The following is a 26,276-nucleotide window of genomic DNA, read 5'->3' on the forward strand; positions in this document are numbered from 1 at the left end:
GCTGGTCAACTTTGTCTCGGGGGTAAGAGCAAGGCGGGGTACAGCACCACACGCATCACACAGGAGGCCGCCGGTGAGACGAGCGCGCCCTGGGGCACCGCCCCGCGGGACTGCCGAACGCGCCCTGACCAGTGTCGAGGCCGGAGCCGACTTCGACGAGGCACGGGACAGGTCCACGGACACGAAGACCGAGACCACCACCGAGACACGGGAATCACGCGCCGAGGAGCGGCCCGTGTCCAAACTCTGGCACATCACCCTCAGCGTCTCCGGAGCGGAGTCGCCGCTGAAGGAGGTGCGGCGCGGGCTCGAACAGCTGGCCCACGACCACCCCTTCCTGCTGACCAGCCGCTACGCCAACGACCACGCCGAAATCCGGTACTGGGAGGAGGCCCGCGACCTCCACGACGCCGCGGCCGTCGCCCTGCGCCTGTGGGGCGAGCACCGGCAGACGGCCAAGCTGCCGCCCTGGGAGATCGTCGGTCTCGAGGTCATCGACCGCGAGACCTACCACCTGCGGATCGCGGAGGGCTACGGCCCGCCACCGGCCGCGCCGGTCGGCGTCCACCCCTACTGAGGGGTGTCTCGGAGTGCGGGATACGTGAGGGATGTCCGCAGGGGTGCCAGTACCCTGCGGGCATGACCTCGCTCACGCCCCTCGACAACCTCTCCCCGGTCACCCGGGCCGCCTACCGGGCCCGTGGCGCCGCCGCCGAAATCGCGCCACTCCCGCGCGCGGCCAAGGACGACGCCCTGCTGGCGATCGCGGACGCCCTCGAAGTCCGCACCGCCGAGATCGTCGAGGCCAACGCCGAGGACATCGCCAAGGCCCGTGCGGCCGGCACCGACGAGGGCATCATCGACCGGCTCACCCTCACCCCGGAGCGCGTCCGGGCCATCGCCGCCGACGTCCGTCACGTCGCCGCGCTGCCCGACCCCGTCGGCGAGGTCGTCCGCGGCTCGACCCTCCCCAACGGCATCGACCTCCGTCAGGTCCGCGTCCCCCTCGGCGTCGTCGGCATCATCTACGAGGCCCGCCCCAACGTCACCGTCGACGCCGCCGCCCTCTGCCTCAAGTCCGGCAACGCCGTCCTCCTCCGCGGCTCGTCCTCCGCGTACGCCTCCAACACCGCCCTGGTGAAGGTCCTGCGCGACGCCGTCGGCGGCGCCGGACTGCCCGCCGACGCCGTCCAGCTCGTCCCCGGCGAGTCCCGCGAGTCGGTCCGCGAGCTGATGCGCGCCCGCGGCCTCGTCGACGTCCTCATCCCGCGCGGCGGCGCCTCCCTCATCCGCACCGTCGTCGAGGAGTCCACCGTCCCGGTCATCGAGACCGGCACCGGCAACTGCCACGTCTACGTCGACGCCCACGCCGACCTCGACATGGCCGTCGACATCCTGATCAACTCCAAGGCCCAGCGGCCCAGCGTCTGCAACTCCGCCGAGACCCTCCTCGTCCACCAGGACATCGCCGAGGCCTTCCTGCCCCGGGCCCTCGACGCCCTCGCCGAGGCCGGCGTCACCGTCCACGCCGACGAGCGGGTCCTCGCCCACGCCCCGGCGTCCAAGGCCACCGTCGTACCGGCCACGCCCGAGGACTGGGAGACCGAGTACCTCTCGTACGACATCGCCGCCGCCGTCGTCGACTCCCTCGACAAGGCCGTGGAGCACATCCGCATGTGGTCCTCCGGCCACACCGAGGCGATCGTCACCACCTCGCAGGCCGCCGCGCGCCGTTTCACCCAGCTGGTCGACTCCACCACGGTGGCCGTGAACGCCTCCACCCGGTTCACGGACGGCGGGCAGTTCGGTTTCGGCGCCGAGATCGGCATCTCCACGCAGAAGCTCCACGCCCGGGGCCCCATGGGGCTTCCCGAACTGACCTCGACCAAGTACATCGTCACCGGCGACGGCCACGTTCGATAACCGCCTCCTTCCGGGACGGGCGGGGAGGGTTCGCGCTCTCCCTGCCCAAAACCGGCTCCCGGGTCTACTCTGAATCCGTGCCGGACGACGTGGGGGGCACGCCGTTCCCGGACGGCGGCGACCCTGAGGACTCTGTCGACCGCGGAGGCGCCGACGAGGACTACGCCACCGTGGTCTTCGACGAGGCCTTCGTGCGGGCCGCCACGGTGCACGAGCCCACCGCGGTCGAGCGACTCCTCGCCGCCGCCCAGGCCCGAGCCGAGGCCGAATCCGCCCGGGCCCGCGCCGGCGGCGGATCCATCGACGACGACCCGTACCCGGACGGCTACGACCCCACGGGCCTCACCTACGAGCCCGACGACATCGGGGACGACGCCAGCCCCTACGGCCGCCACGGCGGCGCCCTGCGCCCCTACCGGGGGCGCGCCCGCTGGCACCGGCCCGTCGCCTGGCTCCTGGCCCTCCTCATGGGCATCGGCATGGTCGCCCTCGCCTTCAGCGCCGTCTACCGCGGCGCCGTCGCCAACCGCCAGGACCGGATCCCGGCGCCGGCCACCACCGGCGTGGACACCCCGAACCCGGCCCCGGCCCCGCCCGCGGCCCACGGTTCCCCGGTCCCCGCGGCCCCTCGTACACCCTGACGGCGGAACTCTTCCGAAGTTGTCGCACACCTGGGCGTTTACCGGAGCCTCCGCGGACCTACCCTGAAGGTATGGCAGGGCGTGGCGACCCGCCTGAGGGGACACCCGAGGGTCTCCCCGGCGGTGGTGAGGACGAATACCGATCCGTCGTCTTCGACGAGGCGTTCGTCCGTGCTGCCCGCCTCCAGGAGTTCTCCGCCCAGGAGCGGATGGGGGAGTACGCCCAGGCCGTCAGGTCCCGGGCCTCCAGAGAGGGCCGAACCGGCTCCCGCCAGGCCGTCCTGCTGGTCCTGCTGATCCTCCTCGCCTTCGGCACCGCCATCTACCTGGGCGTCCGCAACCCGTACCAGCCCCCCGTCGACCAGCGGGCCGAACCGCTGCGGACCACCGTGGTCCCGCTCGCCCCGCAGGGCACCGTCCCGGGCGGCCGGCCGGATCAGCTCTTCTCCCACAGCCCGGCCGCCGAGTACCGCACGGGAGCCGCCGGCATCAATCTGCCCGTCGTCGGACGCACCTCCCACTTCGCCGAGAGCCAGGTCGTCGCCGCCCTCAGCATCGCCAAGGACTACCTCGTCGCCTCCTCCCTGGCGCCCGACACCCTCTCCGGGACGACCGTGCGGCCCGTCCGGCTGCTGCTCGACCCGGATCAGCTGGAGCAGTTCGACCGGAGCGTCGAGTCGCCGGCCGACGACGGACAGCACGCCCTCGCCGGCTGGCTCGTCCGCTTCGACCCGCGGCAGGTCGCGCTCGCCGATCCCGGCACCCGCGTGCAGGGCACGCTCCGCTTCGAGGAGTCCGGTCCTGACACGCTGGACGTCACCGCCGACCACACGTACACCTACGCCCTGCGTCCGGCGACCGGGGGTGTGGGACCGGTCACCGCGGCCTCGCTCTTCACCGTCCATCGCGTCGTGCACTTCCGCTTCGACCGCGAGGACCTGCGCATGCACCGGGCCGAGCTGCTGGCCAGCACGGTGGAGGCCGGACCGCAGGCGTGCGGCCCCGGCTCCACCGGCACCCTGAAGCCGCTCCTGGCCGGCGCGCGGGCCCCGGAGGCGGGCGGGCCGGCGGTCACCGACCCGTACGCCACGGCCAGGCCCGCGGCCCCGTCCCTGTGCGGAGCGCTGGCGCCGAGCGCTCAGCCCTCGCCCTGACCGTCCCCGGTCCCGCCGTCGGTCTTGCCGTCGGCCTTGCCGTCCGCGGCCCCGGTCCCCGGCTTGCCGTCGGTGTCCTTGGCGCTCTGGCCGCCGCTGAAGCGGTTGCGCAGTCGCCCGCCCAGGTCGCCCGCGAGGTCACCGGCGCCACCGGCTATGTCTCCGACCAGCTTGATCAGCGGATCCTTGCTGGTCCGCACCGTCTCCGCGTAGTGGTTGGCCGACTCGCGGAAGGAGTCCGTGACCGAGGTGTCCTTGTCCTCGGAGCGCCGCGGGTAGTGCCCGTCCATGATCCGCTGGTGATCGCGGCTCTCCGACCATTTCTTCAGCTCGGCGGCCCGGACGGTGGTGAAGGGGTGCGAGCGGGGCAGCACGTTGAGGATCTTCAGGACCGAGTCCCTCAGGTCGCCGGCCTTCTCGTACTCGTCGGCCTGGGCGAGGAACGCGTCCACGTTCATCTCGTGGAGGTGGTTGCCGCCGGCGATCTTCATCAGGCCGCGCATCGAGGCCTGCACGTCCTGTCCGGCGAGGAGCCCGGCCCGGTCGGCGGAGAGCTCCGACTTGCGGAACCACTCGCGCAGCGCCGTCACGATGGCCGTGATCGCCACGGTCCCCAGCGGCACCCAGGCGATCTTGAGCGCGAGACTGGTGAGGAACAGCAGGATGGTGCGGTACACGGCGTGGCCGGAGAGCGCGTGCCCCACCTCGTGGCCGATGACCGCCCGCATCTCCTCCTCGTCGAGCAGCTCCACCAGGCCGGTGGTGACCACGATGATCGGCTCGTCCATGCCGATGCACATCGCGTTGGGCTTGGGGTCCTGCGTGACGTACATCGACGGGACCTTCTCCAGGTCCAGGATGTAACAGGCGTCCCTCAGCATGTCGTTGAGCTGACTGAACTGCGCGTCGCTCACCCGGACGGAGTCGGAGAGGAAGAGCAGTCTCAGGCTGCGCTCGGGGAGGAGTCCGCTGAGTGCCTTGAAGGCCGTGTCGAAGCCGCTGAGCTTCCGCAGCGCGACCAGCGCCGAGCGGTCGGCCGGATGTTCGTAGGCCCGCGAGGAGATGCCGGGGAACCGCTTTCGCTGCCTGCTCGGCACGTTCCCCTGGTGGTTCTCGGTCATGGATGCCCCCTGTTCGTACGAGTCGGTGCTCGTCCCCCTGACGGAACCCAGCCTAGGCGGTGGCGCTACCGTGTGCCGGAGCCTGTGGATAACTCGGGCACCGTGGACCAGCGAGGAGCACGACCGACATGCCGGACACCATCGACGCCGCCGCGGCCCTGCTCGCGGCCGCCGAACCCGTGGGCCTGGGGAACACCCTCCGGATCGTGCTCGTCGCCTCGATCGTGGGCGGCGCCCTGCTCGCCTGGTTCCTGCTGCGCGGCTACCGCTCCGGCGACACCGGTACGCCCGCCGAAGCCGACACCGGCGCCGACACCAGCACTGACGACGCCAACGCCTGAGTCGGCGTGAGACTGTCCGGACGGCCCGCATACGATGTGCGCGAAGTCTCCGCTCCCATTCCCGATCGATAGGTCCTGTTGACGATGAGCCTCCACAGCACCGCCGCCAACCTGGTCACGCTCGCCGAGGGCGCTGCCGAGCACGGTGGCAACCACGACAGCCTCAACCCGTACCTCACCGGTTTCGGCGCCTTCGGCGCGCTGCTCCTGCTGCTGTGGATCACCACGCGCTTCAACCGCGACCGCTGATCCGACGACCGCCGATCCGGCGTCAGCCGCGGTGCCAGTAGGCTCTGCACGCATGGGAGAGCAGGAAGTGTCTACCGGCGGCCGCGGCAAACGCCGACTCGGCGTGATGGGCGGAACGTTCGACCCGATTCACCACGGTCACCTGGTGGCCGCCAGTGAGGTGGCCGCCCTGTTCCACCTCGACGAGGTGGTGTTCGTGCCGACCGGGCAGCCGTGGCAGAAGGGCCACAAGGCCGTGTCGGCGGCGGAGGACCGCTACCTGATGACGGTCATCGCCACCGCGTCCAACCCGCAGTTCTCGGTCAGCCGGATCGACATCGACCGACCCGGCGCGACCTACACGATCGACACGCTGAGGGACCTGCGCTCTCTCAACAGCGACTCGGACCTCTTCTTCATCACCGGGGCCGACGCGCTGTCGCAGATCCTCACCTGGCGCGACGCCGAGGAGCTCTTCTCGCTCGCGCACTTCATCGGCGTCACCCGGCCGGGCCACGACCTCACCGACGACGGACTGCCCAAGGGCGGGGTCTCGCTGGTCGAGGTTCCCGCGCTCGCGATCTCGTCCACCGACTGCCGGGCGCGGGTCGCGCAGGGCGATCCCGTCTGGTATCTCGTCCCGGACGGTGTGGTGCGCTACATCGACAAGCGCCAGTTGTACCGCGGCGAGTGAGCTTCGGGGAGGGCCACCGGTGAACGACCAGCAGAATCCGTACGACCCGTACTATCCGCAGCCGCAGATCATCGGCTACGACGCGTACGGGCAGCCGGTGTACCAGCAGCCGCAGCCACCGCAGCAGCCCGGTCAGCAGTATGACGACCCGTACGGCGGTCAGCAGCAGGCGCAGCAGCAACAGCAGGCGTACGGCTACGACCCCTACGCCCAGCAGCAGCCCGTCCAGCCCGTCCAGCCTGCCCAGCAGCCGCAGTACGACCCGTACGGGCAGCAGGGCTACGCCTACCCCTCGTACGACACCGGGCAGCAGTGGGCCGCGCAGGCCGAGCCCGCCCCCGTACAGGCCACGCAGGCGATGCCGACGACCCAGGCCATGCCGACCGCCCAGGCGGTGCAGGCCGCACCGGCGGCTCCGGTGGCTCCGGCCGGTGTTCCCGGGCAGCGCCCCGCGTCCGAGCGGCCCGGCCCGGCGCGGCAGGGCGACGACGACCGGGAGTACCGCACCGAGCAGTTCTCGTTCATCGAGGAGCCCGACGAGGACTCCGAGGACGTCATCGACTGGCTGAAGTTCACCGAGAGCCGCTCGGAGCGGCGCGAGGAGGCCAGGCGGCGCGGCCGCAACCGGATCGTCGCGCTCGTCGTCGTCCTCGTGCTCGCCGCCGCGGGCGGTGTCGGCTACCTCTGGTCCGCGGGGATGCTCCCCGGCAGCTCTACCCCGGAGCAGCAGCAGGGCACGGCGACCGGCCCGCAGAAGCGCGACACGATCGTCGTCCACCTCCACGACACGAGGGGCGGCGGGACCTCGACCGCCCTGCTCGTGGACAACACCACCACCAAGCAGGGCACCACCGTCCTGCTCCCCAACTCGCTCGCCGTCGCCGACGGCGAGGGTTCCGCGACCACCCTCGGCAAGTCCGTCGAGGACGACGGTTCGGGCGGCACCCGCGAGGCGATCGGCAACCTCCTCGGCGCGAAGATCACCGGCACCTGGCGGCTGGACACCCCGTTCCTGGAGAACCTGGTCGAGCTGGTCAGCAGCATCGAGGTCGACACGGACACGGCCGTCCCCGACACGAAGAAGGGCGCGCCGCCGCTCGTCGAGAAGGGCGAGAAGCAGACCCTGAACGGCCGCGCGGCCGTCGCCTACGCCACCTACCGCGCGCCCGGCGAGGCCGAGGCCAAGCAGCTCCAGCGCTTCGGCCAGGTCATGAACGGGGTGCTGCGGAAGATCTCCGACGACCCCGAGGCCGCCACGGTCACCGTCGAGTCCCTGGTCCAGATCCTCGACCCGTCGCTCCCCGAGAAGGACCTCGGCGCCTCCCTCGCCAAGCTCGCCGAGCACGCCAAGAGCGGCGCCTACAAGACGGCCCTGCTGCCGGTCGAGCAGGACGGCACGCTGGCCGAGGGCGCGAGCGACAGCGTCGTGAAGGACATCCTCGGCGGCAAGGTCTCCGCCCCCGAGGCGGGCGACGTGCCGCGGGTCTCCGTGCGGGACGGCTCCGGCAAGGAGGCGACCGAGTCGGCCCGGATCGTCCTGATCAACGGCGGGTACGCCTTCATCGGCGGCACCGACGCGGAAACCCAGGAGAAGTCGCAGGTCGTCTACGGTGACGAGGCCCAGAAGGTGACGGCCGCCGAGGTGGCCAAGACCCTGGGGCTTCCGGCCGGCTCGGTCCAGAAGGGCAAGCCCACGGGAACCGCCGCCGTGACCGTGGTCCTGGGCCAGGACTACAAGGTCCCGAAGGCCCGGTAGAGCCCCCCGGATAAACGTTGGCGGGGTCGTCGGCGGTCCGTGAGACCCTGGAGGGGTACTGGACCGCCGACGAAAGCCTGCTTGTGACCGCTACGGATCGCTCCATCGAGCTCGTCAACGCCGCCGCTCTGGCGGCCGCCGACCGGCTCGCTCACGACATCATCGCGTACGACGTCAGCGATGTGCTGTCGATCACCGACGCCTTCCTGCTCGCCTCCGCGCCCAACGACCGCCAGGTCAAGTCGATCGTCGACGAGATCGAGGAGCGGCTGAACAAGGACCTCGGCGCCAAGCCCGTGCGCCGCGAGGGCGACCGCGACGCCCGCTGGATCCTCCTGGACTACGTCGACATCGTCGTCCACGTCCAGCACAGCGAGGAGCGTGTCTTCTACGCCCTCGAGCGCCTGTGGAAGGACTGCCCCGAGCTCCCGCTGCCCGAGGAAGCCCTGAAGACGCGCGGCAAGGCCGCCGAGCACGCCGCCCTGACCGGCGCCGACATCGAAGCCGGGTCCGGCCTGCCCGAGGGACCGGACGGTGAGCTGAGCTGAGCACCACCAAGGGCGGCATCGGCCGCCGCATCGTCCTCTGGCGTCACGGCCAGACCTCCTGGAACCTCGAGCGCAGGTTCCAGGGGTCGACGGACATCGAGCTGACGGAGGCCGGTGTCGCCCAGGCGCGCCGGGCCGCCCGGCTGCTCGCCGCGCTGAAGCCGGACGCCATCGTGGCCTCCGACCTGAAGCGGGCGTCGGCCACCGCCGCCGAGCTCGCCGCGCTCACCGGCCACACCGTCGACCACGACTCCGCCCTGCGCGAGACGTACGCGGGGGAGTGGCAGGGGCTGACCCACGACGAGATCGTCGGCCGGTACGGCGACCAGTACGCCGCGTGGAAGCGCGGCGAGCCTGTGCGCCGGGGCGGCGGCGAACTGGAGACCGAGGTGGCCGACCGGGCCGCTCCGGTGGTCCTGGAGCACGCCGACAAGCTCCCCGAGGACGGCACGCTCGTCGTCGTGAGCCACGGCGGCACGATCCGCACCACCATCGGCCGGCTCCTCGGCCTGGAGGCCCAGCACTGGGAGAGCCTGGGTGGGCTCTCCAACTGCTGCTGGTCCGTCCTCGGCGAGGGCGCCCGTGGCTGGCGCCTGATGGAGCACAACGCCGGCACGCTGCCCGAGCCGGTCCTCGGCGACGACGACTGAGGCACGTGAGCGGCCTGCCGGACCCGGATTTCGCTTTCCGGCAGGTCACAGGCTAAAGTTCTTCTTGTTCGCAGCGCAGAGCGCGAAGAACACGAGGGGCTATAGCTCAGTTGGTAGAGCGCCTGCATGGCATGCAGGAGGTCAGGAGTTCAATTCTCCTTAGCTCCACAGTCACCGAATCCCGTCCCCAACAGGGGGCGGGATTCGTCGTTTCAGCCCAGCGCGCGGATCGCGCGGCGGCTCTCCTCGTCGTTGGGCGTGTACGTCACGATCCGGCACTCCGGCATCCCGTTGACGGACAGGGAGACCGAGGTCATCCGCATCTCGCCGACCGCGTCGTGACGGAAGGTCTTCACCCGGGTCCCGGGCGGGACGACGTCGCCGCTCCGCCAGAGCCGCGCGAAGAGAGGGCTGGCCTCCGCCAGACGCCGTACGAACGCCTCCCAGGAGGGCTCGCCCACGTGCCGTCCGTACGCGCCCCGCAGCTGGGCCACCATCAGCGGCAGCTCCTGCTCGCGGTCGACCAGGGGGCATATCGGCTCCGGCGCGGTGAACAGCGCCCACAGCACGTTGCGTAAACCGAACGGGCCCGTGTCCAGGGTGCTTCCGTCCCACAGGAAGAGCCGCTCGTACGTGGTGTTCGTCGCCAGCACGTCGTACCGCGCGTTGTAGAGCACCGCCGGGTGCGGGTCCAGGGCGTCGAGGATCCCCTGGATCTCGGGGCTGACGACCTCGACGTCAGGGGCCGTGCGCTCCGGGGCGTACGGCACCTCGGCGAGGTGGTAGAGATGCTCGCGCTCGGGCCGGTCGAGGCGGAGCGTGCGGGCGACGGCGTCGAGCACCTGAGCGGAGGCGTTGATCGGTCGGCCCTGTTCCAGCCAGGTGTACCAGGTCACCCCGACGCCGGAGAGCTGGGCGACCTCCTCGCGGCGCAGCCCCGGTGTGCGGCGCCGGAATCCCGGCGGCATGCCGACGTCCTCCGGTGTCACCCGGGCTCTGCGACTGCGCAGGAACGCGGCCAGCTCAGGCCGTCGGCGCGGCTGGGTCGGTACAGCTGCCAAAGTCGTCACACCCCCATGGTCGAGTCCCCGTGCCGCCGTTGCCAGGTGGTGTCAGTACCAGCATCAGCGGGCTCTCGTTACCCGTATCGGACCGAGGTCACTCTCGTCGTATGCCCTCGACCACAACACGTCCCACACCCAGTAAAGACCGTGCCACCGACAATCGCCCCGGACCGCTGCTCGGAGTGGTGCTGGCCGCCCAGTTCATGGCGCTCCTCGACGTCTTCATCGTCAACGTCGCCGCCCCCACCATCCGCACCGAACTCTCCGCGTCCGGAGCCGGACTTCAGCTCGTCGTCGCCGGATACACCATCACCTACGCGGTGCTGCTCATCACCGGGGCCCGGCTCGGGGACCTGCTCGGCCACCGCCGGATGTACCTCGGCGGCCTCGCCCTCTTCACCGCGGCCTCCCTGGCCTGCGGACTCGCCGCCGGAACCGGCCAGTTGATCGCCTTCCGGCTCGTCCAGGGCGCCGGCTCCGCCCTGATGCTCCCGCAGGTGCTCAGCCTCATCCAGCGGAACTTCACCGGCGAGAGCCGGGTCCGGGCGCTCGGCGCGTACTCCGCGGTCCTGGCCACCGGCGCCGCCGCCGGCCAGGTCGTCGGCGGCATCCTCGTCAGCGCCGACCTGTTCGGCACGGGCTGGCGGCCGGTCTTCCTCGTCAACGTCCCGATCGGGATCGCCCTGCTCGTCCTCGGCGCCCGGATCCTCCCCCGCGACGCCCGTACCGGGCCCGAGCGGACCCGTGGCCTCGACCTGCCGGGGCTGCTGCTCCTCGCGGCCGCCGTGTCCCTGCTGACCGTCCCCCTGGTCCTCGGGGAGGAGCAGGGCTGGCCGCTGTGGTCGTGGGTCTCGCTCGGCGGCTCCGCGGTGCTCCTCGCCGTGTTCGGCGCGTACGAGTCGGGGCTGGCCCGGCGCGGCGGCGCGCCCCTCATCGCCCCGCGCGTCCTGCGCGTGCCCGGCATGGGGCGGGCCGTCGTCCGGATCGCTGTGGCGATGGGCGTCAACGCCGGGTTCCTGTTCACCCTCACCCTGCACTTGCAGGGTGGGCTCGGCCACAGCGCCCTGCGCGCCGGACTCACCTTCGGTCCCGCCGCCGTCGCGTTCGGCGTCGTCGGACTGACCTGGCGGCGCTGGCCGGCCCGGACGCAACGCATGCTGATCCCGGGCGGATTCCTGCTCGCGGCCGTCGCCCTGCTCGCCCTCGGACTGTCCCTCGGGGACGGCGGCTCGGGCGGCTGGATGCTCTATCCGGCCCTGTGCGGCGTGGGCGTGGGCATCGCGCTGGCCTTCAGCCCCGCCCTGACCGGCGCGCTGGCCACCGTACGGCCCGAGGACGCGGCGGACGCCAGTGGACTGCTCGCGACCGTCACCCAGCTCGGCCAGCTCATCGGAGTCGCGGCCTTCGGCGCCCTCTTCCTGGGCCGGGTGACGGTTCCCGGAGCGCAGGCCTCCGCCGACGCGCTGTGGGCGACCACCCTGGCCCTGGCCGCCGCGGCGGTCGTGGGCGCCGTGGCGGGGCTGCCCAGGCGAGCGCGCTGACCCCCTTGCGGGGCCATGGCAGAATCGGACGGCCGGAGGGGGACGAGGATCCGGACGGGAGGGTGACCCAAGTGCTCGGCGACAACGGCAGGGTGTCCTATGGGTGCACGGCCTGCGGCCACAGCTGGAGCTGACTGATGGGTGCACACAGGCGGAAGTGCGACTGGTGCGGCAGCGGTACGCCCATCGTGCGCGACATGGACCCCGTCAACCCCGAGTTCCAGTACTGGTGCGAGGAGTGCGCGCGGGCGCTGATCATAAAAGGCGACCCCATCGAGACGTACCGCGAGCTGGAGGGGGAGCCGATCTACGGCCGGCTCCTCGACGAGCACTGCACCCTCAAGCGGTTCTACTCCTTCGCCAGAGCCTGAAGCGGCGCCTCGGCCGGAGCTCGAGCCGGGGCCCCGGCCTGAGCCTGGGGCGGCGCCTGACGCCGCAGGATCAGCACGTACCCCACGAGCAGCGCCGTCGCGGTGAGCGGATAGACGGCGGAGAGCAGCATCTGTCCCGCGTTCTGGTCCAGTTCGGGACGCCCCGGGTCGTGCGGCACCCACCACAGCGCGAACGACGCGAAGGCCACGGCCACCACACCGGTCACCGGCCACGCGCGCGTGGCGCGGTCCGCGAGCAGGATCAGCAGCGGCACGCACCAGACCCAGTGGTGGGACCACGAGATCGGACTGATCATCAGCGCCGTGAACGCGCAGATGACCACGGCCACCGCCTTGTCGCCGCGGACGGCGGCCCGTACCGCGAGGACCATCGCCGCACCGCCCATGACGGCGGCGGTCAGCACCCACCAGATGCCCGGGGAGTCCGTGTGCATCAGCCGGGCCAGGACACCGCTGATGGACTGGTTGGCGGTCTCCTCGGCGAAGCCGACCCGGCCGGTCGCGAAGAGCGTCTCCGTCCAGAACTTCTTCGAGTCCGCCGGCAGGGCCAGCGCCACGGCCAGCGTCGTCGCCAGGAACACCCCGGTCGCCGTCGCCCCCGTGCGCAGCCACTGGTTCCAGGCCCGGTCCCGGCGCCACAGCAGCAGACCGGCGGCGAGCAGCAGGACCACGAAGAGTCCCGGTGTGAGCTTCACCGCTGTCGCGAGGCCGATGCCCAGACCGGCCCAGCGGCTGCCCTGGCGGCGGGTGAGGTCCCAGAGGACCGCCACCGCTATGAGCAGGTTGATCTGGCCGTACCGCAGCGTCGTCCACACCGGCTCGCACCAGACCACGGCCGCGGCGACCCACAGCGTCGTACGCCACAGGTCCGTCCGGGACAGCGCCGGACGGACCAGCTGGAGCGACAGCTGGACCAGGGCGATCACCAGGAGCAGGTTCCCCGCGGTCGCGAGCGTCCGCATCACCGGGACGCTCACCAGGGTCAGCGGGACGAACAGCAGGGCCGCGAAGGGCGGATACGTCATGGCGAGGTTCGCCGAGGTGGCGCGCATCGCGTAGAGGTCGCCGCCGGCCCGCACCGTCTCGCCCTCGGCCCGGTAGACCATCACGTCGAGCATGTTCACGTGGGCGAGGCGTTGCGCCACCCAGAAGGCCGCGAACGAGAGCAGACAGACCGCCGCGGCGGTGACCAGGGGCCACGGCCGGGCGCGGGTTTTGGAGAGCACGGAGACGGACACAGTCGGCGACCCTACCCGGCAGGTCGGAGGGGGTCGGAGAATCGATTTGGAGTTCTGCCGGGGAGCCGGTTAATGTTCTGTCTGTCGCCGCGAGGGAAACCGAAACGGAGACGGAAAACAGCAAGGGGCTATAGCTCAGTTGGTAGAGCGCCTGCATGGCATGCAGGAGGTCAGGAGTTCAATTCTCCTTAGCTCCACAGAAAAGGAAGCGGGTCACCCGGATCGGGTGGCCCGCTTCTTCGTGTGTCCACGCGTGGAACGCCGGTGCGGCTCGCGCGGGCGCTGCGGTACCCTGGCGCCATGCGTGCCGTACGCCTCCTGCTTACCGAGCCGCGCTGATCAGTCCCGGCGCATGACTGTCGTCCCGTCGACCGTCATCCCGCCGGAGTCGGCGCGGCGTCCCCTCCTGTGCGAGGGGATTTTTCGTTTAACGGCAGTTCGTGGCAGTGGGCAGAGACGATCGATGGAGCTTCAAGGACCATGACCGAGATCAATACGACCGCCGAGACGGCGGCCCCGCATCGCTACACGGCAGCCATGGCCGCCGACATCGAGGCACGCTGGCAGGACTTCTGGGACGCCGAGGGCACCTACGAGGCGCCGAACCCCTCCGGTGACCTGGCGGGCGACCCCGAGGTCGCCGCCCAGCCCAAGAAGTTCATCATGGACATGTTCCCGTACCCCTCGGGTGCGGGCCTGCACGTCGGTCACCCGCTGGGCTACATCGCCACGGACGTCTACGCCCGCCACGCGCGCATGACCGGCCACAACGTGCTGCACACCCTGGGCTTCGACGCCTTCGGCCTGCCGGCCGAGCAGTACGCCGTGCAGACGGGCACGCACCCGCGCGTGTCCACCGAGGCCAACATGGAGAACATGAAGGTCCAGCTGCGCCGGCTGGGCCTGGGCCACGACAAGCGCCGGTCGTTCGCCACGATCGACCCCGGGTACTACAAGTGGACCCAGTGGATCTTCCTGCAGATCTTCAACTCCTGGTACGACGACGAGGCCGGCAAGGCCCGTCCGATCGCCGAGCTGATCGAGCAGTTCGAGAACGGCACGCGTGAGGCCCCCGGCACGCGCGCGTGGAGCGAGCTGAGCGCCGCCGAGCGCTCCGACGTCCTGAGCGGGTACCGCCTGGCGTACGCCTCCGACGCGCCCGTCAACTGGTGTCCCGGCCTGGGCACGGTCCTGGCCAACGAGGAGGTCACCGCCGACGGCCGCTCCGAGCGCGGCAACTTCCCCGTCTTCAAGTCCAAGCTGCGCCAGTGGAACATGCGGATCACCGCCTACGCGGACCGCCTGCTGGACGACCTGGACGCGCTGGACTGGCCCGAGGCCATCAAGCTGCAGCAGCGGAACTGGATCGGCCGCTCCGAGGGCGCCCGCGTCGACTTCCAGGTCGGCGACACCGGTGCGATCACGGTCTTCACCACCCGCCAGGACACCCTGTTCGGCGCCACCTACATGGTCCTGGCGCCCGAGCACGATCTGGTCGAGAAGATCGTCCCGGCCGTCTGGCCCGAGGGCACCCACGACGTGTGGACCGGCGGGCACGCCACGCCGTCCGAGGCCGTCGACGCCTACCGCAAGCAGGCCGCTTCCAAGTCCGACGTCGAGCGGCAGGCCGAGGCCAAGGACAAGACCGGTGTCTTCACCGGCGCGTACGCGACCAACCCGGTCAGCGGCGAGCGGGTCCCGGTCTTCATCGCCGACTACGTCCTGATGGGCTACGGCACCGGCGCCATCATGGCCGTCCCGGCGCACGACACCCGTGACTTCGCCTTCGCGCGCGCCTTCGAACTGCCGATGCGCTGCGTCGTCGAGCCGTCGGACGACCGCGGCACGGACCCGTCGGTCTGGGACGACGCCTTCGCCTCCTACGAGGCGAAGCTGGTCAACTCCGCCAACGGTGAGATCTCGCTGGACGGCCTGGGCGTCGTCGACGCCAAGGCGAAGATCACCTCCTGGCTGGCCGACCGCGGCATCGGCGAGGGCACCGTCAACTTCCGGCTGCGCGACTGGCTGTTCAGCCGCCAGCGCTACTGGGGCGAGCCCTTCCCGATCGTCTACGACGAGGACGGCGTCGCGCACTCGCTGCCCGAGTCGATGCTGCCGCTGGAGCTGCCGGAGGTCGAGGACTACTCGCCGCGGACCTTCGACCCGGACGACGCGAACACCCAGCCGGAGACCCCGCTGTCCCGCAACGAGGACTGGGTCAACGTCACCCTGGACCTGGGTGACGGCGCCGGTCCGCGGAGCTACCGCCGCGAGACCAACACCATGCCCAACTGGGCCGGCTCCTGCTGGTACGAGCTGCGCTACCTGGACCCGCACAACTCCGAGAAGCTGGTCGACCCCGCCGTCGAGCAGTACTGGATGGGCCCGCGCGAGGGCATGCCCACCGGTGGCGTCGACCTGTACGTCGGCGGCGCCGAGCACGCCGTGCTGCACCTGCTGTACGCGCGCTTCTGGTCCAAGATGCTGTTCGACCTGGGCCACATCTCCTCGGCCGAGCCGTTCCACAAGCTCTACAACCAGGGCATGATCCAGGCCTTCGTCTACCGGGACGCCCGCGGCATCGCCGTGCCGGCGGCCGAGGTCGAGGAGCGGGACGGCGCCTTCTGGTACGAGGGCGAGAAGGTCAGCCGCGTCCTGGGCAAGATGGGCAAGTCCCTGAAGAACGCGGTGACGCCGGACGAGATCTGCTCCGAGTACGGCGCCGACACCCTGCGCCTGTACGAGATGGCGATGGGCCCGCTGGACGTCTCGCGTCCCTGGGACACGCGCGCCGTGGTCGGCCAGTACCGGCTGCTGCAGCGCCTGTGGCGCAACATCGTCGACGAGTCGACCGGTGAGGTCACCGTCGTCGACACCGCCGCCGACGAGGACACGCTGCGTGCCCTGCACAAGGCGATCGACGGTGTCGCGCAGGACATGGCGGCCATGCGCTTCAACACCGCCATCGCCAAGGTCACCGAGCTGAACAACCACCTGACGAAGACCGGTGGCGCGCTGTCCCGGCCGGTCGCCGAGCAGCTGGTGCTGCTGGTCGCCCCGCTGGCCCCGCACATCGCCGAGGAGCTGTGGCGCAGGCTGGGTCACACCGAATCGGTCGTCCACCAGGACTTCCCGGTCGCCGACCCGGCGTACGTCGTCGACGAGACCGTGACCTGCGTCGTGCAGATCAAGGGCAAGGTCAGGGCCCGCCTGGAGGTCTCCCCGTCGATCACGGACGCGGAGCTGGAGGCGCTGGCGCTGGCCGACCCGCACGTGGTCGCGGCGCTGGGCGGCGCGGAGATCCGCAAGGTGATCGTGCGCGCGCCGAAGCTGGTCAACATCGTCGCCTGACGGCACATAGGGGTTTTCCCTAGGGGCAGGTTGGGGGTTCCGATGGAACCCCTGGCCTGCCCTTTCCGTTTACGGTGGAGAGACCACAGTCGTGGGGACTCGACGGATGCCGGAGGGGCGGACATGGAAGCCGAAGCCGCGATTATCACGATCATGGCGCTGCTCTTCTTCGCCTTCGTGGCGCTCGGGGTCTACGCCACCGTGAAGGTGGCCAAGGCCGCCAAGCGCGGGGTGGACCGCACCCTGGACCAGGCCCGGCGCACCGTGGAGGACACCACGCTGCGGGCCAAGAGCTTCGGCCAGGCCGGGGTCGCGGGCGAGCTGGCCAAGCTGCGGCTCTCCCTGCGCACCTCGATGCGGGCCACGCAGGAGGCGCTCCAGGCGGGCGTCGGCGAGGACGCCTCGCTGAAGGAGTCGCTCGACCTGTTCCACCGGCTCAGCGCGCACGGGCTCGAGCTGGACGACGACCTGAAGCGCATGGAGCGCGAGCCCGACAAGGCGTGGGTGGCCGGACAGCTTCCCGAGCTCACGCGGCGGACGGAGCAGATCGCGGGGTCGGCCGACGCCCTGCGCCGGGCCGCCCGGGACCGGGCCCTGAAGTTCGCCGAGGACGACCTGTCGTCGCTGAGCGCCCAGATCGACGTCGAGGCGGGCGCCCTGCGCCACTGGGACACCCCGGAGGCCGCGCCGGAGACGCGTGCGGCGGAAGGGTGGGGGAGCCCCGCCGGGGCGGCCGGCTCTGCGACCGGTCCTGCTGCCCGTCCTGCGTCCGGACCTGGGGCAGGTTCTGCGGCCGGGGGCGAGCCGCCCGCGATCACGGCGCGTGATCCCCGGCGCACCGCCTACCCGTGGGAGAAGTCGGCGCGCCCGGAGACGACCACCTGACCGACGGCGCGGCGCGTCGTGTCGCCGTGCTTCGTGGTGCCCGTGCCTGGTGGCGCTGTGCCTGTGGTGCCGTAGGAGACGCCGGGGGCGTCCGGCGGGGGGCCGGGCTGCCGCGCCGCGGCTCCGGCGGGTAACCTCCCGCTCATGTCCCGGCATGTCGCGATCGTCACCGATTCCACGGCCTACCTGCCACCCCAGACGAGGGATCGGCACGCCATCACGACGGTCCCGCTGACCGTCGTCATCGGCGACCGCGCGCTGGAGGAGGGCACCGAGATCTCGGCCCGGTCCCTCGCCGAGGCCCTGCAGAAGCGGCGGCCCGTCACCACCTCGCGACCGAGCCCGGAGACCTTCGCCGCGGCCTACCGCGAGGCGGCGGAGGCGGGGGCGCGGGGAGTCGTCTCGCTCCATCTGTCCGCCGAGGTCTCCGGGACGTACGACGCCGCCGTGCTCGCGGCGAAGGACGCCCCCGTGCCGGTGCGCGTGGTGGACACCCGCATGGTCGGCATGGCGCTGGGCTTCTGTGCCCTGGCCGCGGCGGAGGTCGCGGAGGCGGACGGCTCGCTCGACGAGGTCGTCGCTGCGGCCGAGAAGCGCGTCGCGGGAACCTCCGCCTACTTCTACGTCGACACGCTCGACTATCTGCGCCGGGGCGGGCGCATCGGCACCGCGCAGGCGCTGCTCGGCTCCGCGCTCGCGGTGAAGCCGCTCCTCGAACTCGACGGCGGGCGGATCGAGCTGCGCGAGAAGGTGCGGACGGCCTCGAAGGCCATCGCCCGCCTGGAGGAGATCGCCGTGGAGCGGGCCGGATCCGGCGCCGTCGACATCGCCGTGCACCACCTCTCCGCGCCGGAACGGGCCGCCGTGTTGGCCGACCGGCTCAGGGAGCGGATCCCGGGCATCGAGGAACTCCACGTCAGCGAGGTGGGGGCCGTCATCGGCGCGCACACGGGACCGGGGCTTCTCGCGGTCGTCGTCTCGCCGCGCTGAGCGCGTCCGTCCCCCACGGGAGTGACGGAGATATCCACAACCGGAGGCTTGTCCACGGGACTTGAGTGAGTCCCGCACAGGGCGGTCGTGCTCTCTACCGTCACGAGCATGGCTCTTCGTACACGTATCGCATCGATCACCACCACCCGAGTCGCGGACAGGCCGGGAGCTCCGACGAGCGGGCCCGGCAGGGCGCCGGGTTCGGACGGGCGCAGCCGCCCGGGAGGGCGCGGCGTGCCTCCTGGGCGGGCCCGGGGGCGCGCCCGGGTGCGCCGGGTCGCCGAGGTGCCCGGGTCCGTCGTGCGGCGGCGGGGGGACGCCCTGTTCCCACCGGTGGCACGGCCGGCGCCGTCGGTACCGTCGGCGCCGTCGGTCGGGTCCGAGACGCCGGAGGCGCCGGAGCGTGGTTCTCCGGTACGGCCCCGGGGGCGGCTGGCTGCGGCGGTGCGGGAGCGGACTCCGGTGTGGGTGCAGACGCGGTGCGGTCTCGAACCGAGGGCTCTGGCCGCGCTGACCGTGATTCTGCTCGTGGCCGCGGGCCTCGCGGGCGGGTACTTCTGGACGGGGCGGCCGGAGCCGGTGCGGGCCCCCGAGGTCGTCCGTGCCGCCCCCGCGGCGGCCACGCCCGCCGCGCCCGTGTCCGGGGGGCAGGCGCGGCCGGGTAGCGAGCAGGGGCCGCCGCCTGGAGTGGGTGGGGCAGGCGGGGCGAAGGTGGTCGTCGACGTCGGCGGCACGGTGCGCAGGCCCGGAGTGCTGACCCTGCCCGCGGGCTCGCGGGTGGCGGATGCCCTGCGGGCCGCGGGCGGGGCGAAACCCGGGGCCGATCTCACCGGGATCAACCGGGCCCGCGTCCTCATGGACGGCGAGCAGGTCCTCGTCGGGCTGCCGGGGGTGGCCGTCGGCGGTGCCGGTGCCGGGGCCGGGGCCGGTGGGCCGGGGGCGCCGCTGAGTCTCAACGCGGCCACCGTGGAGCAGCTCGACACCCTGCCCGGGGTCGGTCCCGTCCTCGCACGGCACATCGTCGACCATCGCGCGGAGCACGGCGGCTTCCGGTCGGTGGCCGAGCTGCGGGAGGTCAACGGCATCGGGGAGCGCCGGTTCGCCGACCTCGAAACGCTGGTCCGGCCGTGAACCGGGCCGGGGCGGAGGGGCCGGCCGATCTGCGGCTCGTTCCCCTCGCGGTGGCGGCCTGGGCGGCCGCGGCCTGTGCCGTGGGCGTCACCGGGTGGTGGGCGGTGGTCGGTGTCACGGTCTGCCTGGTGGGCGCTGTCCTCCTGCTGGTTCCGGCCCTGGCCCGGCGGCTGGGCGGCGCGGGAAGGGAGCCGGACGGGCCGGGGACGTCCCCGGCGGCGCCCGGGTGGAGGTTGCGGGCGACCGCGTGCGCGGGGGTCCTGCTCTGTGCGGCGGCCGGGGCGGCCTCGGCGGGGCTGCACGCGGCGGATCTGCGGCGGGGTCCCGTGCCGGCTCTGGCGCGGGAGTACGCCCGGGCGGAGGTGGAGGTCACCGTCACCGCCGATCCACGGCTCACCCGGCCCCGGGTGCGGGGTAACGCGATGGCGCCGGTCTCGGTCGTCCTCGACGGCGAGGTGACCCGCGTCGAGCGGTCGGACGGTGCGGCGCACCGGACGCGCGCGCCGGTGCTGCTGATCGTGCCGCCGGGGGAGGGGCGGGAGGAGTGGCTGCGGCTCCTTCCCTCGACCCGGCTGCGGGTCGAAGCCCGGCTGGCGCCGCCGTTGCGTTCCGGTGATCCGTTCGCCGCGGTGCTGAAGGTCGACGGGGCGGGTCCGCCGCGGATCGTGGGGCCGCCGAGCGCGCCGCAGCGCACGGCGGGCGAGCTGCGAGCCGGGCTGCGGAGGGCGACCGAGGGGCTCGCTCCGGATGCGAGGGCCCTGTTGCCGGGCCTTGTCGTGGGGGACACGTCCAGGATCGGGCCGGACCTGCGGGACGCCTTCGAGGCCACCGACCTCACGCATCTCCTCGCCGTCTCAGGTAGCAATCTCTCCGTCGTCCTGCTCCTGCTCATCGGGCGTCCCGGGAGGGCGCACCAGGTGGAGAGGGGCGGGCTCGCTCCCCGGATCGGGCTCTCGCTGCGGGCGACCGCGGTGGCCGGGGGAGCGCTGACGCTGGCCTTCGTGGTGGTCTGCCGGCCCGATCCGAGCGTGTTGCGGGCGGCGGCCTGCGGGCTCGTCGTGCTCCTGGCGATCGGCACCGGGCGCCGGAGATCGCTGATCCCCGCGCTGGCCGCCGCCGTCCTGCTCCTGGTGCTCTACGACCCCTGGCTGGCGCGGAGTTACGGGTTCCTGCTCTCGGTGCTGGCCACCGGGTCGCTGCTGACGGTCGCCCCGCGGTGGAGCGAGGCGCTGCGGCGGCGCCGGGTGCCGGGGCGGCTCGCGGAGGCGCTGGCGGCGGCGCTCGCGGCGCAGGCGGTGTGTGCGCCGGTGGTGGTGGTCTTCGCCGCCCGGGTGAGTCTGGTGGCGATCCCGGCGAACCTCTTCGCCGAACTGGCGGTCGCGCCCGCGACGGTGCTCGGCTTCGCCGCGCTCGCCCTCGCGCAGGTGTGGGAGCCGGCCGCGGTGGGGGCGGCGTGGGCGGCGGGGTGGCCGGCCGGGTGGATCGCGGGCGTGGCCCGTGCGGGCGGGGAGCTGCCGGGGGCCCAGTTGGCCTGGCCGGGCGGGTGGTGGGGCGGGCTGGCCCTGGCGCTGCTCACGGTGCTCGTCCTGCTCGGAGCGCGCAGACTGCCGCACCGGGGGTGGATCGCCGGGCTCGTCGCCGCGCTGCTCCTCCTCGTCGTGGTGCGGCCGGTGCCGTTGACGAGGTGGGCCACCGGATGGCCGCCGCCGGGCTGGGTGTTCGCGATGTGCCAGGTGGGGCAGGGGGACGCGACGGTGCTGGCGGCGGGCGGTGACGCGGCCGTCGTGGTTGACGCGGGACCCGATCCCGTACCGGTGGACCGTTGTCTGCGGGAGCTCGGGGTGCGGCGGGTTCCGTTGCTGGTGCTCACGCACTTCCACGCCGACCATGTGGCCGGGCTGCCGGGGGTGCTGCGGGGGCGGTCGGTGGGGGCGATCCAGACCACGGGGCTCGAAGAGCCGCCCGCCCAGGCCGCGTTCGTGCGGCGGACGGCGGCCGCCGCGCGGGTGCCGTTGGTCCGTGCGCAGCCGGGGGAGCATCGGAGGGCCGGGGCCCTGGAATGGTGGGTCCTGTGGCCGCCGGCGGGTTCCGGCGGGCCGGTCGACGGGTCGGCCGGCGGGGCGAACGACGCCAGTGTCACCCTCCTCGTCCGGGCCGCCGGAGGGCTGAGTCTGCTGCTCCTGGGCGACCTCGAACCACCGGCTCAGCGCGCGCTGCTGAGGAGCAGTCCGGGGCTGGGGCCGGTGGACGTGCTCAAGGTCGCCCACCACGGGTCCGCGCACCAGGATCCGGGGCTGATACGGGCGGCGCGGCCTCGTCTCGCGCTGGTTCCGGTGGGAAACGACAACCCGTATGGGCATCCTTCACCCCGGACGCTGGAGGCCCTGCGGGCCGGCGGGGCGCGGGTGCTGCGGACCGACCGGGACGGGGCGATCGCCGTGGTGGGGGCGGGGCGCGGGCTCGTGGCCGTACCGAGGGGAGCGTGAGTCGTCGGGGCGGAGGGTGAGCCATCGGAGTGAGAGGGCGAGCTTCATGTAAAGAAACGCTTGTAAAGAAGTCTTTCTAAAGATACCTTTCCATCATGCCGGAGATCAGCGAACCGCGACCCGAGGGCGAGCAGCCCCGCAGCATCCGCCTCACCGACCCGCGCGCCCTGCGGGCCTACGCCCACCCCCTGCGGATGTCCCTGGTGGGACTGCTGCGCAGCAGCGGACCCTTCACCGCCACCAAGGCCGCCGAGCTGACCGGTGAGTCCGTGGCCAGCTGCTCCTATCACCTGCGGATACTCGCCAAATACGGCCTCGTGGAGGAGGCGCCGGGGGGTCGGGGGCGGGAGAAGCCCTGGCGGGCCACCGCGCGGTACACCGAGTGGCCCGAGTACAGCGAGGACGCCACGGTCACGGAGGCCGCCGACGCGCTCATGGGCGCCGTCGCCGAGCGCTACTTCGAGCGGGTCACCCGGGCCATGGAGCGCCGGCACACGCTGCCCAAGGAGTGGCGCGAGGCCGAGCGGTTCAGCGACTCGCTGCTCTACCTCACCCCCGAGGAGCTGACCGGCCTGGGAGAGCGGATGAGCGCACTGCTCCGGCCCTACGAGGGGCGCGAGTCCGACCCGTCCCTCAGGCCCGAGGCCGCCCGGGCCGTCAGCATCCTGCACATCGCCTACCTGGAGCAGGACCTCCCCCACCGCCGAGAACAAGAAGAGGAGTGAGCGAGATGGCCCTCGTGGAACGCATACCGGCACTGCTGCGCGAGCGGACCTTCCGCCGCTACTGGACCGGACAGACCGTCTCGCTCGTCGGGGACCAGATCTCGCTCATCGCCCTCCCGCTCGCCGCCGTCCTGATCCTGGGCGCCGACGCCGCCGAGATGGGCTGGCTCAAGACCGCCGAACTCCTCCCCGCCCTCCTGCTCAACCTGCCGCTCGGCGCCTGGGCCGACCGGCAGGCCCGCCGCAGGCGCGCCATGATCGCGGCGGACCTCGGGCGGGCGGCGCTCGTGCTGACCCTCCCCGTGGCCTACGCGCTCGACGCGTTGACGCTCGGTCAGCTGTACGCGGTGGCCTTCGGGATCGGCGCCCTCACCGTCCTCTTCGAGGTCTGCAACGCCACGCTCCTCGTGGCACTCGTGCCCACCGACCGGTACGTACAGGCGAACGCTCTGGTCAACGGCAGCCGTTCGATGTCCTGGCTCGCGGGACCCGGCATCGGGGGCGTCCTCGTGCAGGTCCTCACCGCGCCCTTCGCCCTGGTCGCCGACGCCCTCACCTACGTGGTGTCGGCCGGGTACCTGGCCCGGATCAAGGCGGTCGAACCCCCGCCTGCCCCCGTGGTCAAGGGGCACTTCACCGAAGGACTGCGCTGGGTGCTCAAGAACCCGTCGATGCGCGCGCTGTTCGCCTCCTCCGGCACGGTCCAGTTCTTCAACTACATGTTCCACACCCTCTTCGTGCTCTACGCGACCGCCGAACTCGGCATCGGCGCCGGACTGCTCGGCCTGATCCTCGGAGCCGGAGCGGTGGGCGGACTCATCGGAGCCGCGTGCAGCGGGGCGGTCGTCCGGCGGATCGGCATCGGTGCCTCGCTCGTCGTCGGCTTCCTCGGGTTCACGCTGCCCCTGCTCCTGATACCCCTGGCCGACGGGCCGCTTCCGCTGGTGGTGGCGGTGCTGTTCGTGGCCGAGTTCCTCTCCTGCGTCGCCGTGATGATCGTGGACATCGCCGCGGGGTCGTTCCAGATGGCGGTGATTCCCGACGCCGTACGAGCCCGGGTCATGGGCGCGTACCGCACGCTCAACCACGGCTTCCGGCCTCTCGGCGCGCTCGTCGGAGGCCTGCTCGGCACCGCGATCGGGCTGCGCCCGACGCTGTGGATCGCCACCGGCGGAGCCGTGCTCGCCGTGCTCTGGCTGCTGCCTTCGCCGCTGGCACGGATGCGTGAACTGCCCGTGACTGAGCAGGAGTCGACGCCCGTCGGGGCCGCGTGAGCATGCGGGAGGAGCGAGACTGTCGGTATGACCACTGAACCGGACGCCCCCACCCCGTCGGCGCCTGCCCCCTCGGACGCCGACGCCTACCTGGCGCGGATCGGCGCTCGGCGGCCCGCCCGTGCGGACGGCGCCGCTCTGCGCGAGCTGCACGTGCGGCACCTGCTGAGCGTGCCCTTCGAGAACCTCTCGATCCACCTCGGCGAGGACATCGTCCTGGACGAGAAGGCACTGGTCGACAAGGTGGTCGCCGGCCGCAGGGGCGGCTTCTGCTACGAGATCAACACCACGTTCGCCGTCCTGCTGCGGGAGCTCGGTTACCGGGTCTCGCTGCTTCAGGCGCGCGTCATCGACGGGGAGGGGAAGCTCGGGATCCCGTACGACCACATGGCGCTGCTCGTGGAGACGGCGGACGGGGAGCGATGGCTGGCCGACGTCGGCTTCGGTGACCACAGCCACCACCCGCTGTCCTTCGACGAGCGCGGGGACCAGGCGGACCCGGGCGGGGTGTTCCGTATCCAGGAGGCCGCCGGTGGCGATGTCGGCGATCTGGATGTGTTGCGGGACGGGAAGCCGCAGTACCGGCTGGAGGTGCGGCCCCGCGAGCTCGCGGACTTCACGGCCGGCGCCTGGTACCACCGGACCTCGCCCGACTCGCACTTTCCGCGGTCCCTCGTCTGCTCCCTGCTCACGGAGGAGGGCCGGATCACCCTCAGCGACCGCAAGCTGATCACCCGCGCCCACGGGGAGCGCGTCGAGCGGGTGCTCGACGGGGACGAGGAGGTGCGGGGCGCGTACCGGGACCTGTTCGGCATCGTGCTCGGCGAGCTGCCGGTCGTCGAGAAGCGGAATGCCTAATTCGGACCCTCGGTAACACTTGGCTCGTTTGCCTCGAACGCCTCAACGGTGATCGAATGCGACTTCGTTGCATAGTGAACGAGTCATGCGGGGGTGCGTGAAGAATGTTCGATCGTCTCTTCGGGAAGCGGGCGGCGGGGGCGGCGCGGGGCGGCCCGCTCGCCGGTCTCGCGGTGCCCGCCTCGGCGGGCGTGCTGACCTGCCGGGTCATCGACCCGGTACACGAACCGGTCCGGCAGGCCGAGTTCGTCCTCAGTGACGGCGCGGGCCGCAAGGTGCTGGGCGGGGAGACCGACCCGTACGGCACGGCGCTCGCGACCGTACCGGCGGGCGAGTACCGGCTCGCGGTCACCGCCGAGGGCTACACGCCGTACCACGGCAGCGCCGTCGTCACCGAGGGCGGACACACGGGCGTCGGCGACGTCCTGCTCCAGGTCGCGCCGCAGCCGCAGCTCCCGGAGCCGGGTGACTGGGAGATCGACCCGACGCACTCGCAGATCGGCTTCACCGCCCGCCACATCGGCCTCGCGCGGATCCACGGCCGGTTCAACAGCTTCGCCGGCGCGGTGCGGATCGCCGACCGCATGGAGCAGTCGGCGATGCACGTCGTCATCGACGCGGCCTCCATCGACACCGGGGTGCAGATGCGCGACGACCATCTGCGCTCGGGCGACTTCCTCGACGTCGGCGTGTACCCGACGCTGGAGTTCTACAGCGAGCGCTTCGTCCACCGGGGCGGTAACCGCTGGGCCGTCACCGGGGCGCTCACCCTTCACGGAGTGAGTCGCACGGTGACGCTCGACACCCGGTACCTGGGCCTCGGGAACGGCCTTGAGGGCGAGACGCGGGGGGCCTGCCGGGCCACCACCGAGCTGCACCGGGAGGACTTCACCCTCACGTGGCAGACGCTGCTCGCGCGCGGGATCGCGGCCGTCGGGTCCAGCATCAGCATCGACCTCGACATCCAGATCGTGCCCAAGACCGCGTAGAAGGCCGCGCCAGGGGTTACGGGGCTTCCAGCCAGCCCTCGTACTCGGCGGCGAGGTCGTCGAGCGCCGCCGCGTCGAGCCGGCCGTCCGGGTCCTCGACGACCACCAGCCACTGGGCGTCCTCGGCGTCGTCCTCGCCGGCCAGGGCGTCGCGGACGAGCTGCGGGGCCTCGGCCACGCCGAAGCGGTCGGGGAGTTCCTGGGCGACCTCCTCGGCGGAGTCGCGGTCGGGGAGTACCAGTACGTGTCGTCGTTCGCTCACCGCGCCATTCTCGGGCATGGCCGGAGGACGCCGG

The 26,276-nt window shown here is 72.2% G+C and carries 25 protein-coding genes and 2 tRNA genes; 23 read left to right on the forward strand and 4 right to left on the reverse strand.

The genetic code is table 11. From position 1 onward, the window contains the following. Positions 1-73 precede the first annotated feature (73 nt). From ACZ6K0_RS15155 to ACZ6K0_RS15170, 4 genes are all read left to right on the forward strand, one after another. A complete protein-coding gene (locus ACZ6K0_RS15155) occupies positions 74-577 on the forward strand; it encodes a hypothetical protein (protein ID WP_376405949.1) in 504 nt (167 codons plus the stop codon). Positions 578-639: 62 nt separating this feature from the next. Continuing rightward, positions 640-1,923, forward strand: coding sequence for a glutamate-5-semialdehyde dehydrogenase (locus ACZ6K0_RS15160; protein WP_376405951.1), 1,284 nt, complete (start codon positions 640-642; stop codon positions 1,921-1,923). 77 nt (positions 1,924-2,000) lie between these two features. Further along, positions 2,001-2,564, forward strand: coding sequence for an SCO2584 family spore wall biosynthesis protein (locus ACZ6K0_RS15165; RefSeq protein ID WP_376405953.1), 564 nt, complete (start codon positions 2,001-2,003; stop codon positions 2,562-2,564). Between the two features lie 71 nt (positions 2,565-2,635). Further along, on the forward strand, positions 2,636-3,718 hold the full coding sequence (locus ACZ6K0_RS15170) for an SCO2583 family membrane protein (RefSeq protein ID WP_376405955.1): 1,083 nt from the start codon (positions 2,636-2,638) through the stop codon (positions 3,716-3,718). Here the strand turns inward: ACZ6K0_RS15170 and ACZ6K0_RS15175 are convergent. Beyond that, the gene (locus tag ACZ6K0_RS15175; RefSeq protein WP_469233532.1) at positions 3,703-4,839 is read right to left on the reverse strand and encodes a M48 family metallopeptidase; all 1,137 of its coding nucleotides are present in this window, start codon (positions 4,837-4,839) and stop codon (positions 3,703-3,705) included. The two genes, ACZ6K0_RS15170 and ACZ6K0_RS15175, sit on opposite strands and share 16 nt — an antisense overlap. 128 nt (positions 4,840-4,967) lie before the next feature. Between ACZ6K0_RS15175 and ACZ6K0_RS15180 the strand changes: the two genes are divergently transcribed. From ACZ6K0_RS15180 to ACZ6K0_RS15210, 7 genes are all read left to right on the forward strand, one after another. Continuing rightward, entirely contained in the window at positions 4,968-5,180 is a 213-nt protein-coding gene (locus tag ACZ6K0_RS15180) for a hypothetical protein (RefSeq protein ID WP_469233842.1), read from the forward strand. Between the two features lie 84 nt (positions 5,181-5,264). Further along, complete coding sequence (locus ACZ6K0_RS15185) at positions 5,265-5,429, forward strand: hypothetical protein (RefSeq protein WP_099054282.1); 165 nt, start codon at positions 5,265-5,267, stop codon at positions 5,427-5,429. A gap of 52 nt (positions 5,430-5,481) precedes the next feature. Beyond that, positions 5,482-6,102, forward strand: a complete 621-nt coding sequence (nadD, locus tag ACZ6K0_RS15190; protein WP_024756717.1) for a nicotinate-nucleotide adenylyltransferase — start codon at positions 5,482-5,484, stop codon at positions 6,100-6,102. 19 nt (positions 6,103-6,121) lie between these two features. Beyond that, positions 6,122-7,858 (forward strand): LCP family protein, encoded by a 1,737-nt coding sequence (locus ACZ6K0_RS15195; protein WP_469233530.1) that lies wholly within the window; start codon positions 6,122-6,124, stop codon positions 7,856-7,858. An 83-nt stretch (positions 7,859-7,941) separates the two neighbouring features. Continuing rightward, positions 7,942-8,406, forward strand: a complete 465-nt coding sequence (rsfS, locus tag ACZ6K0_RS15200; protein WP_055646289.1) for a ribosome silencing factor — start codon at positions 7,942-7,944, stop codon at positions 8,404-8,406. Next, positions 8,403-9,056: a histidine phosphatase family protein gene (locus ACZ6K0_RS15205; RefSeq protein WP_376406247.1), complete on the forward strand. Its 654-nt coding sequence runs from the start codon at positions 8,403-8,405 to the stop codon at positions 9,054-9,056. Before rsfS ends, ACZ6K0_RS15205 begins: the two co-directional genes overlap by 4 nt. Positions 9,057-9,151: 95 nt before the next feature. Then, positions 9,152-9,224 (forward strand) — tRNA-Ala (locus ACZ6K0_RS15210). A 44-nt stretch (positions 9,225-9,268) separates the two neighbouring features. Here the strand turns inward: ACZ6K0_RS15210 and ACZ6K0_RS15215 are convergent. Beyond that, positions 9,269-10,126, reverse strand: a complete 858-nt coding sequence (locus ACZ6K0_RS15215) for a helix-turn-helix transcriptional regulator (protein ID WP_376405962.1) — start codon at positions 10,124-10,126, stop codon at positions 9,269-9,271. 179 nt (positions 10,127-10,305) lie between these two features. On the opposite strand from ACZ6K0_RS15215, the gene ACZ6K0_RS15220 reads away from it, so the two are divergent. Together ACZ6K0_RS15220 and ACZ6K0_RS15225 are read left to right on the forward strand one after the other, a co-directional pair. Further along, positions 10,306-11,661 (forward strand): MFS transporter, encoded by a 1,356-nt coding sequence (locus tag ACZ6K0_RS15220; RefSeq protein WP_376405964.1) that lies wholly within the window; start codon positions 10,306-10,308, stop codon positions 11,659-11,661. Between the two features lie 137 nt (positions 11,662-11,798). Further along, a complete protein-coding gene (locus ACZ6K0_RS15225) occupies positions 11,799-12,032 on the forward strand; it encodes a hypothetical protein (RefSeq protein ID WP_024756723.1) in 234 nt (77 codons plus the stop codon). Here the strand turns inward: ACZ6K0_RS15225 and ACZ6K0_RS15230 are convergent. Further along, positions 12,011-13,291 carry a glycosyltransferase 87 family protein gene (locus ACZ6K0_RS15230; RefSeq protein WP_469233528.1) on the reverse strand — a complete coding sequence of 427 codons (1,281 nt, stop codon included), beginning with the start codon at positions 13,289-13,291 and terminating at the stop codon, positions 12,011-12,013. The two genes, ACZ6K0_RS15225 and ACZ6K0_RS15230, sit on opposite strands and share 22 nt — an antisense overlap. 124 nt (positions 13,292-13,415) lie before the next feature. Between ACZ6K0_RS15230 and ACZ6K0_RS15235 the strand changes: the two genes are divergently transcribed. From ACZ6K0_RS15235 to ACZ6K0_RS15280, 10 genes are all read left to right on the forward strand, one after another. Then, positions 13,416-13,488: transfer RNA gene (locus ACZ6K0_RS15235), tRNA-Ala, on the forward strand. A gap of 283 nt (positions 13,489-13,771) precedes the next feature. Next, a complete protein-coding gene (leuS, locus tag ACZ6K0_RS15240; RefSeq protein ID WP_469233527.1) occupies positions 13,772-16,642 on the forward strand; it encodes a leucine--tRNA ligase in 2,871 nt (956 codons plus the stop codon). A gap of 123 nt (positions 16,643-16,765) precedes the next feature. Continuing rightward, on the forward strand, positions 16,766-17,527 hold the full coding sequence (locus tag ACZ6K0_RS15245; protein WP_469233525.1) for a hypothetical protein: 762 nt from the start codon (positions 16,766-16,768) through the stop codon (positions 17,525-17,527). A 144-nt stretch (positions 17,528-17,671) separates the two neighbouring features. Then, positions 17,672-18,517, forward strand: coding sequence for a DegV family protein (locus ACZ6K0_RS15250; RefSeq protein ID WP_376405972.1), 846 nt, complete (start codon positions 17,672-17,674; stop codon positions 18,515-18,517). Between the two features lie 462 nt (positions 18,518-18,979). After that, positions 18,980-19,648 (forward strand): ComEA family DNA-binding protein, encoded by a 669-nt coding sequence (locus tag ACZ6K0_RS15255; RefSeq protein WP_376405974.1) that lies wholly within the window; start codon positions 18,980-18,982, stop codon positions 19,646-19,648. Further along, the gene (locus ACZ6K0_RS15260) at positions 19,645-22,134 is read left to right on the forward strand and encodes a ComEC/Rec2 family competence protein (RefSeq protein ID WP_469233522.1); all 2,490 of its coding nucleotides are present in this window, start codon (positions 19,645-19,647) and stop codon (positions 22,132-22,134) included. Before ACZ6K0_RS15255 ends, ACZ6K0_RS15260 begins: the two co-directional genes overlap by 4 nt. Before the next feature lie 95 nt (positions 22,135-22,229). Further along, entirely contained in the window at positions 22,230-22,859 is a 630-nt protein-coding gene (locus ACZ6K0_RS15265) for a winged helix-turn-helix domain-containing protein (protein WP_376405978.1), read from the forward strand. A gap of 5 nt (positions 22,860-22,864) precedes the next feature. Next, positions 22,865-24,133: an MFS transporter gene (locus ACZ6K0_RS15270; protein WP_376405980.1), complete on the forward strand. Its 1,269-nt coding sequence runs from the start codon at positions 22,865-22,867 to the stop codon at positions 24,131-24,133. A 27-nt stretch (positions 24,134-24,160) separates the two neighbouring features. Further along, positions 24,161-24,991, forward strand: a complete 831-nt coding sequence (locus ACZ6K0_RS15275) for an arylamine N-acetyltransferase family protein (protein ID WP_469233520.1) — start codon at positions 24,161-24,163, stop codon at positions 24,989-24,991. A 104-nt stretch (positions 24,992-25,095) separates the two neighbouring features. Further along, positions 25,096-25,980: a YceI family protein gene (locus tag ACZ6K0_RS15280; RefSeq protein ID WP_376405984.1), complete on the forward strand. Its 885-nt coding sequence runs from the start codon at positions 25,096-25,098 to the stop codon at positions 25,978-25,980. 16 nt (positions 25,981-25,996) lie between these two features. Here the strand turns inward: ACZ6K0_RS15280 and ACZ6K0_RS15285 are convergent, their stop codons facing one another. Next, a complete protein-coding gene (locus ACZ6K0_RS15285) occupies positions 25,997-26,260 on the reverse strand; it encodes a hypothetical protein (RefSeq protein ID WP_376405986.1) in 264 nt (87 codons plus the stop codon). Positions 26,261-26,276: the final 16 nt, after the last annotated feature.

It is taken from the genome of Streptomyces sp. NPDC042346 (genome assembly GCF_055581845.1).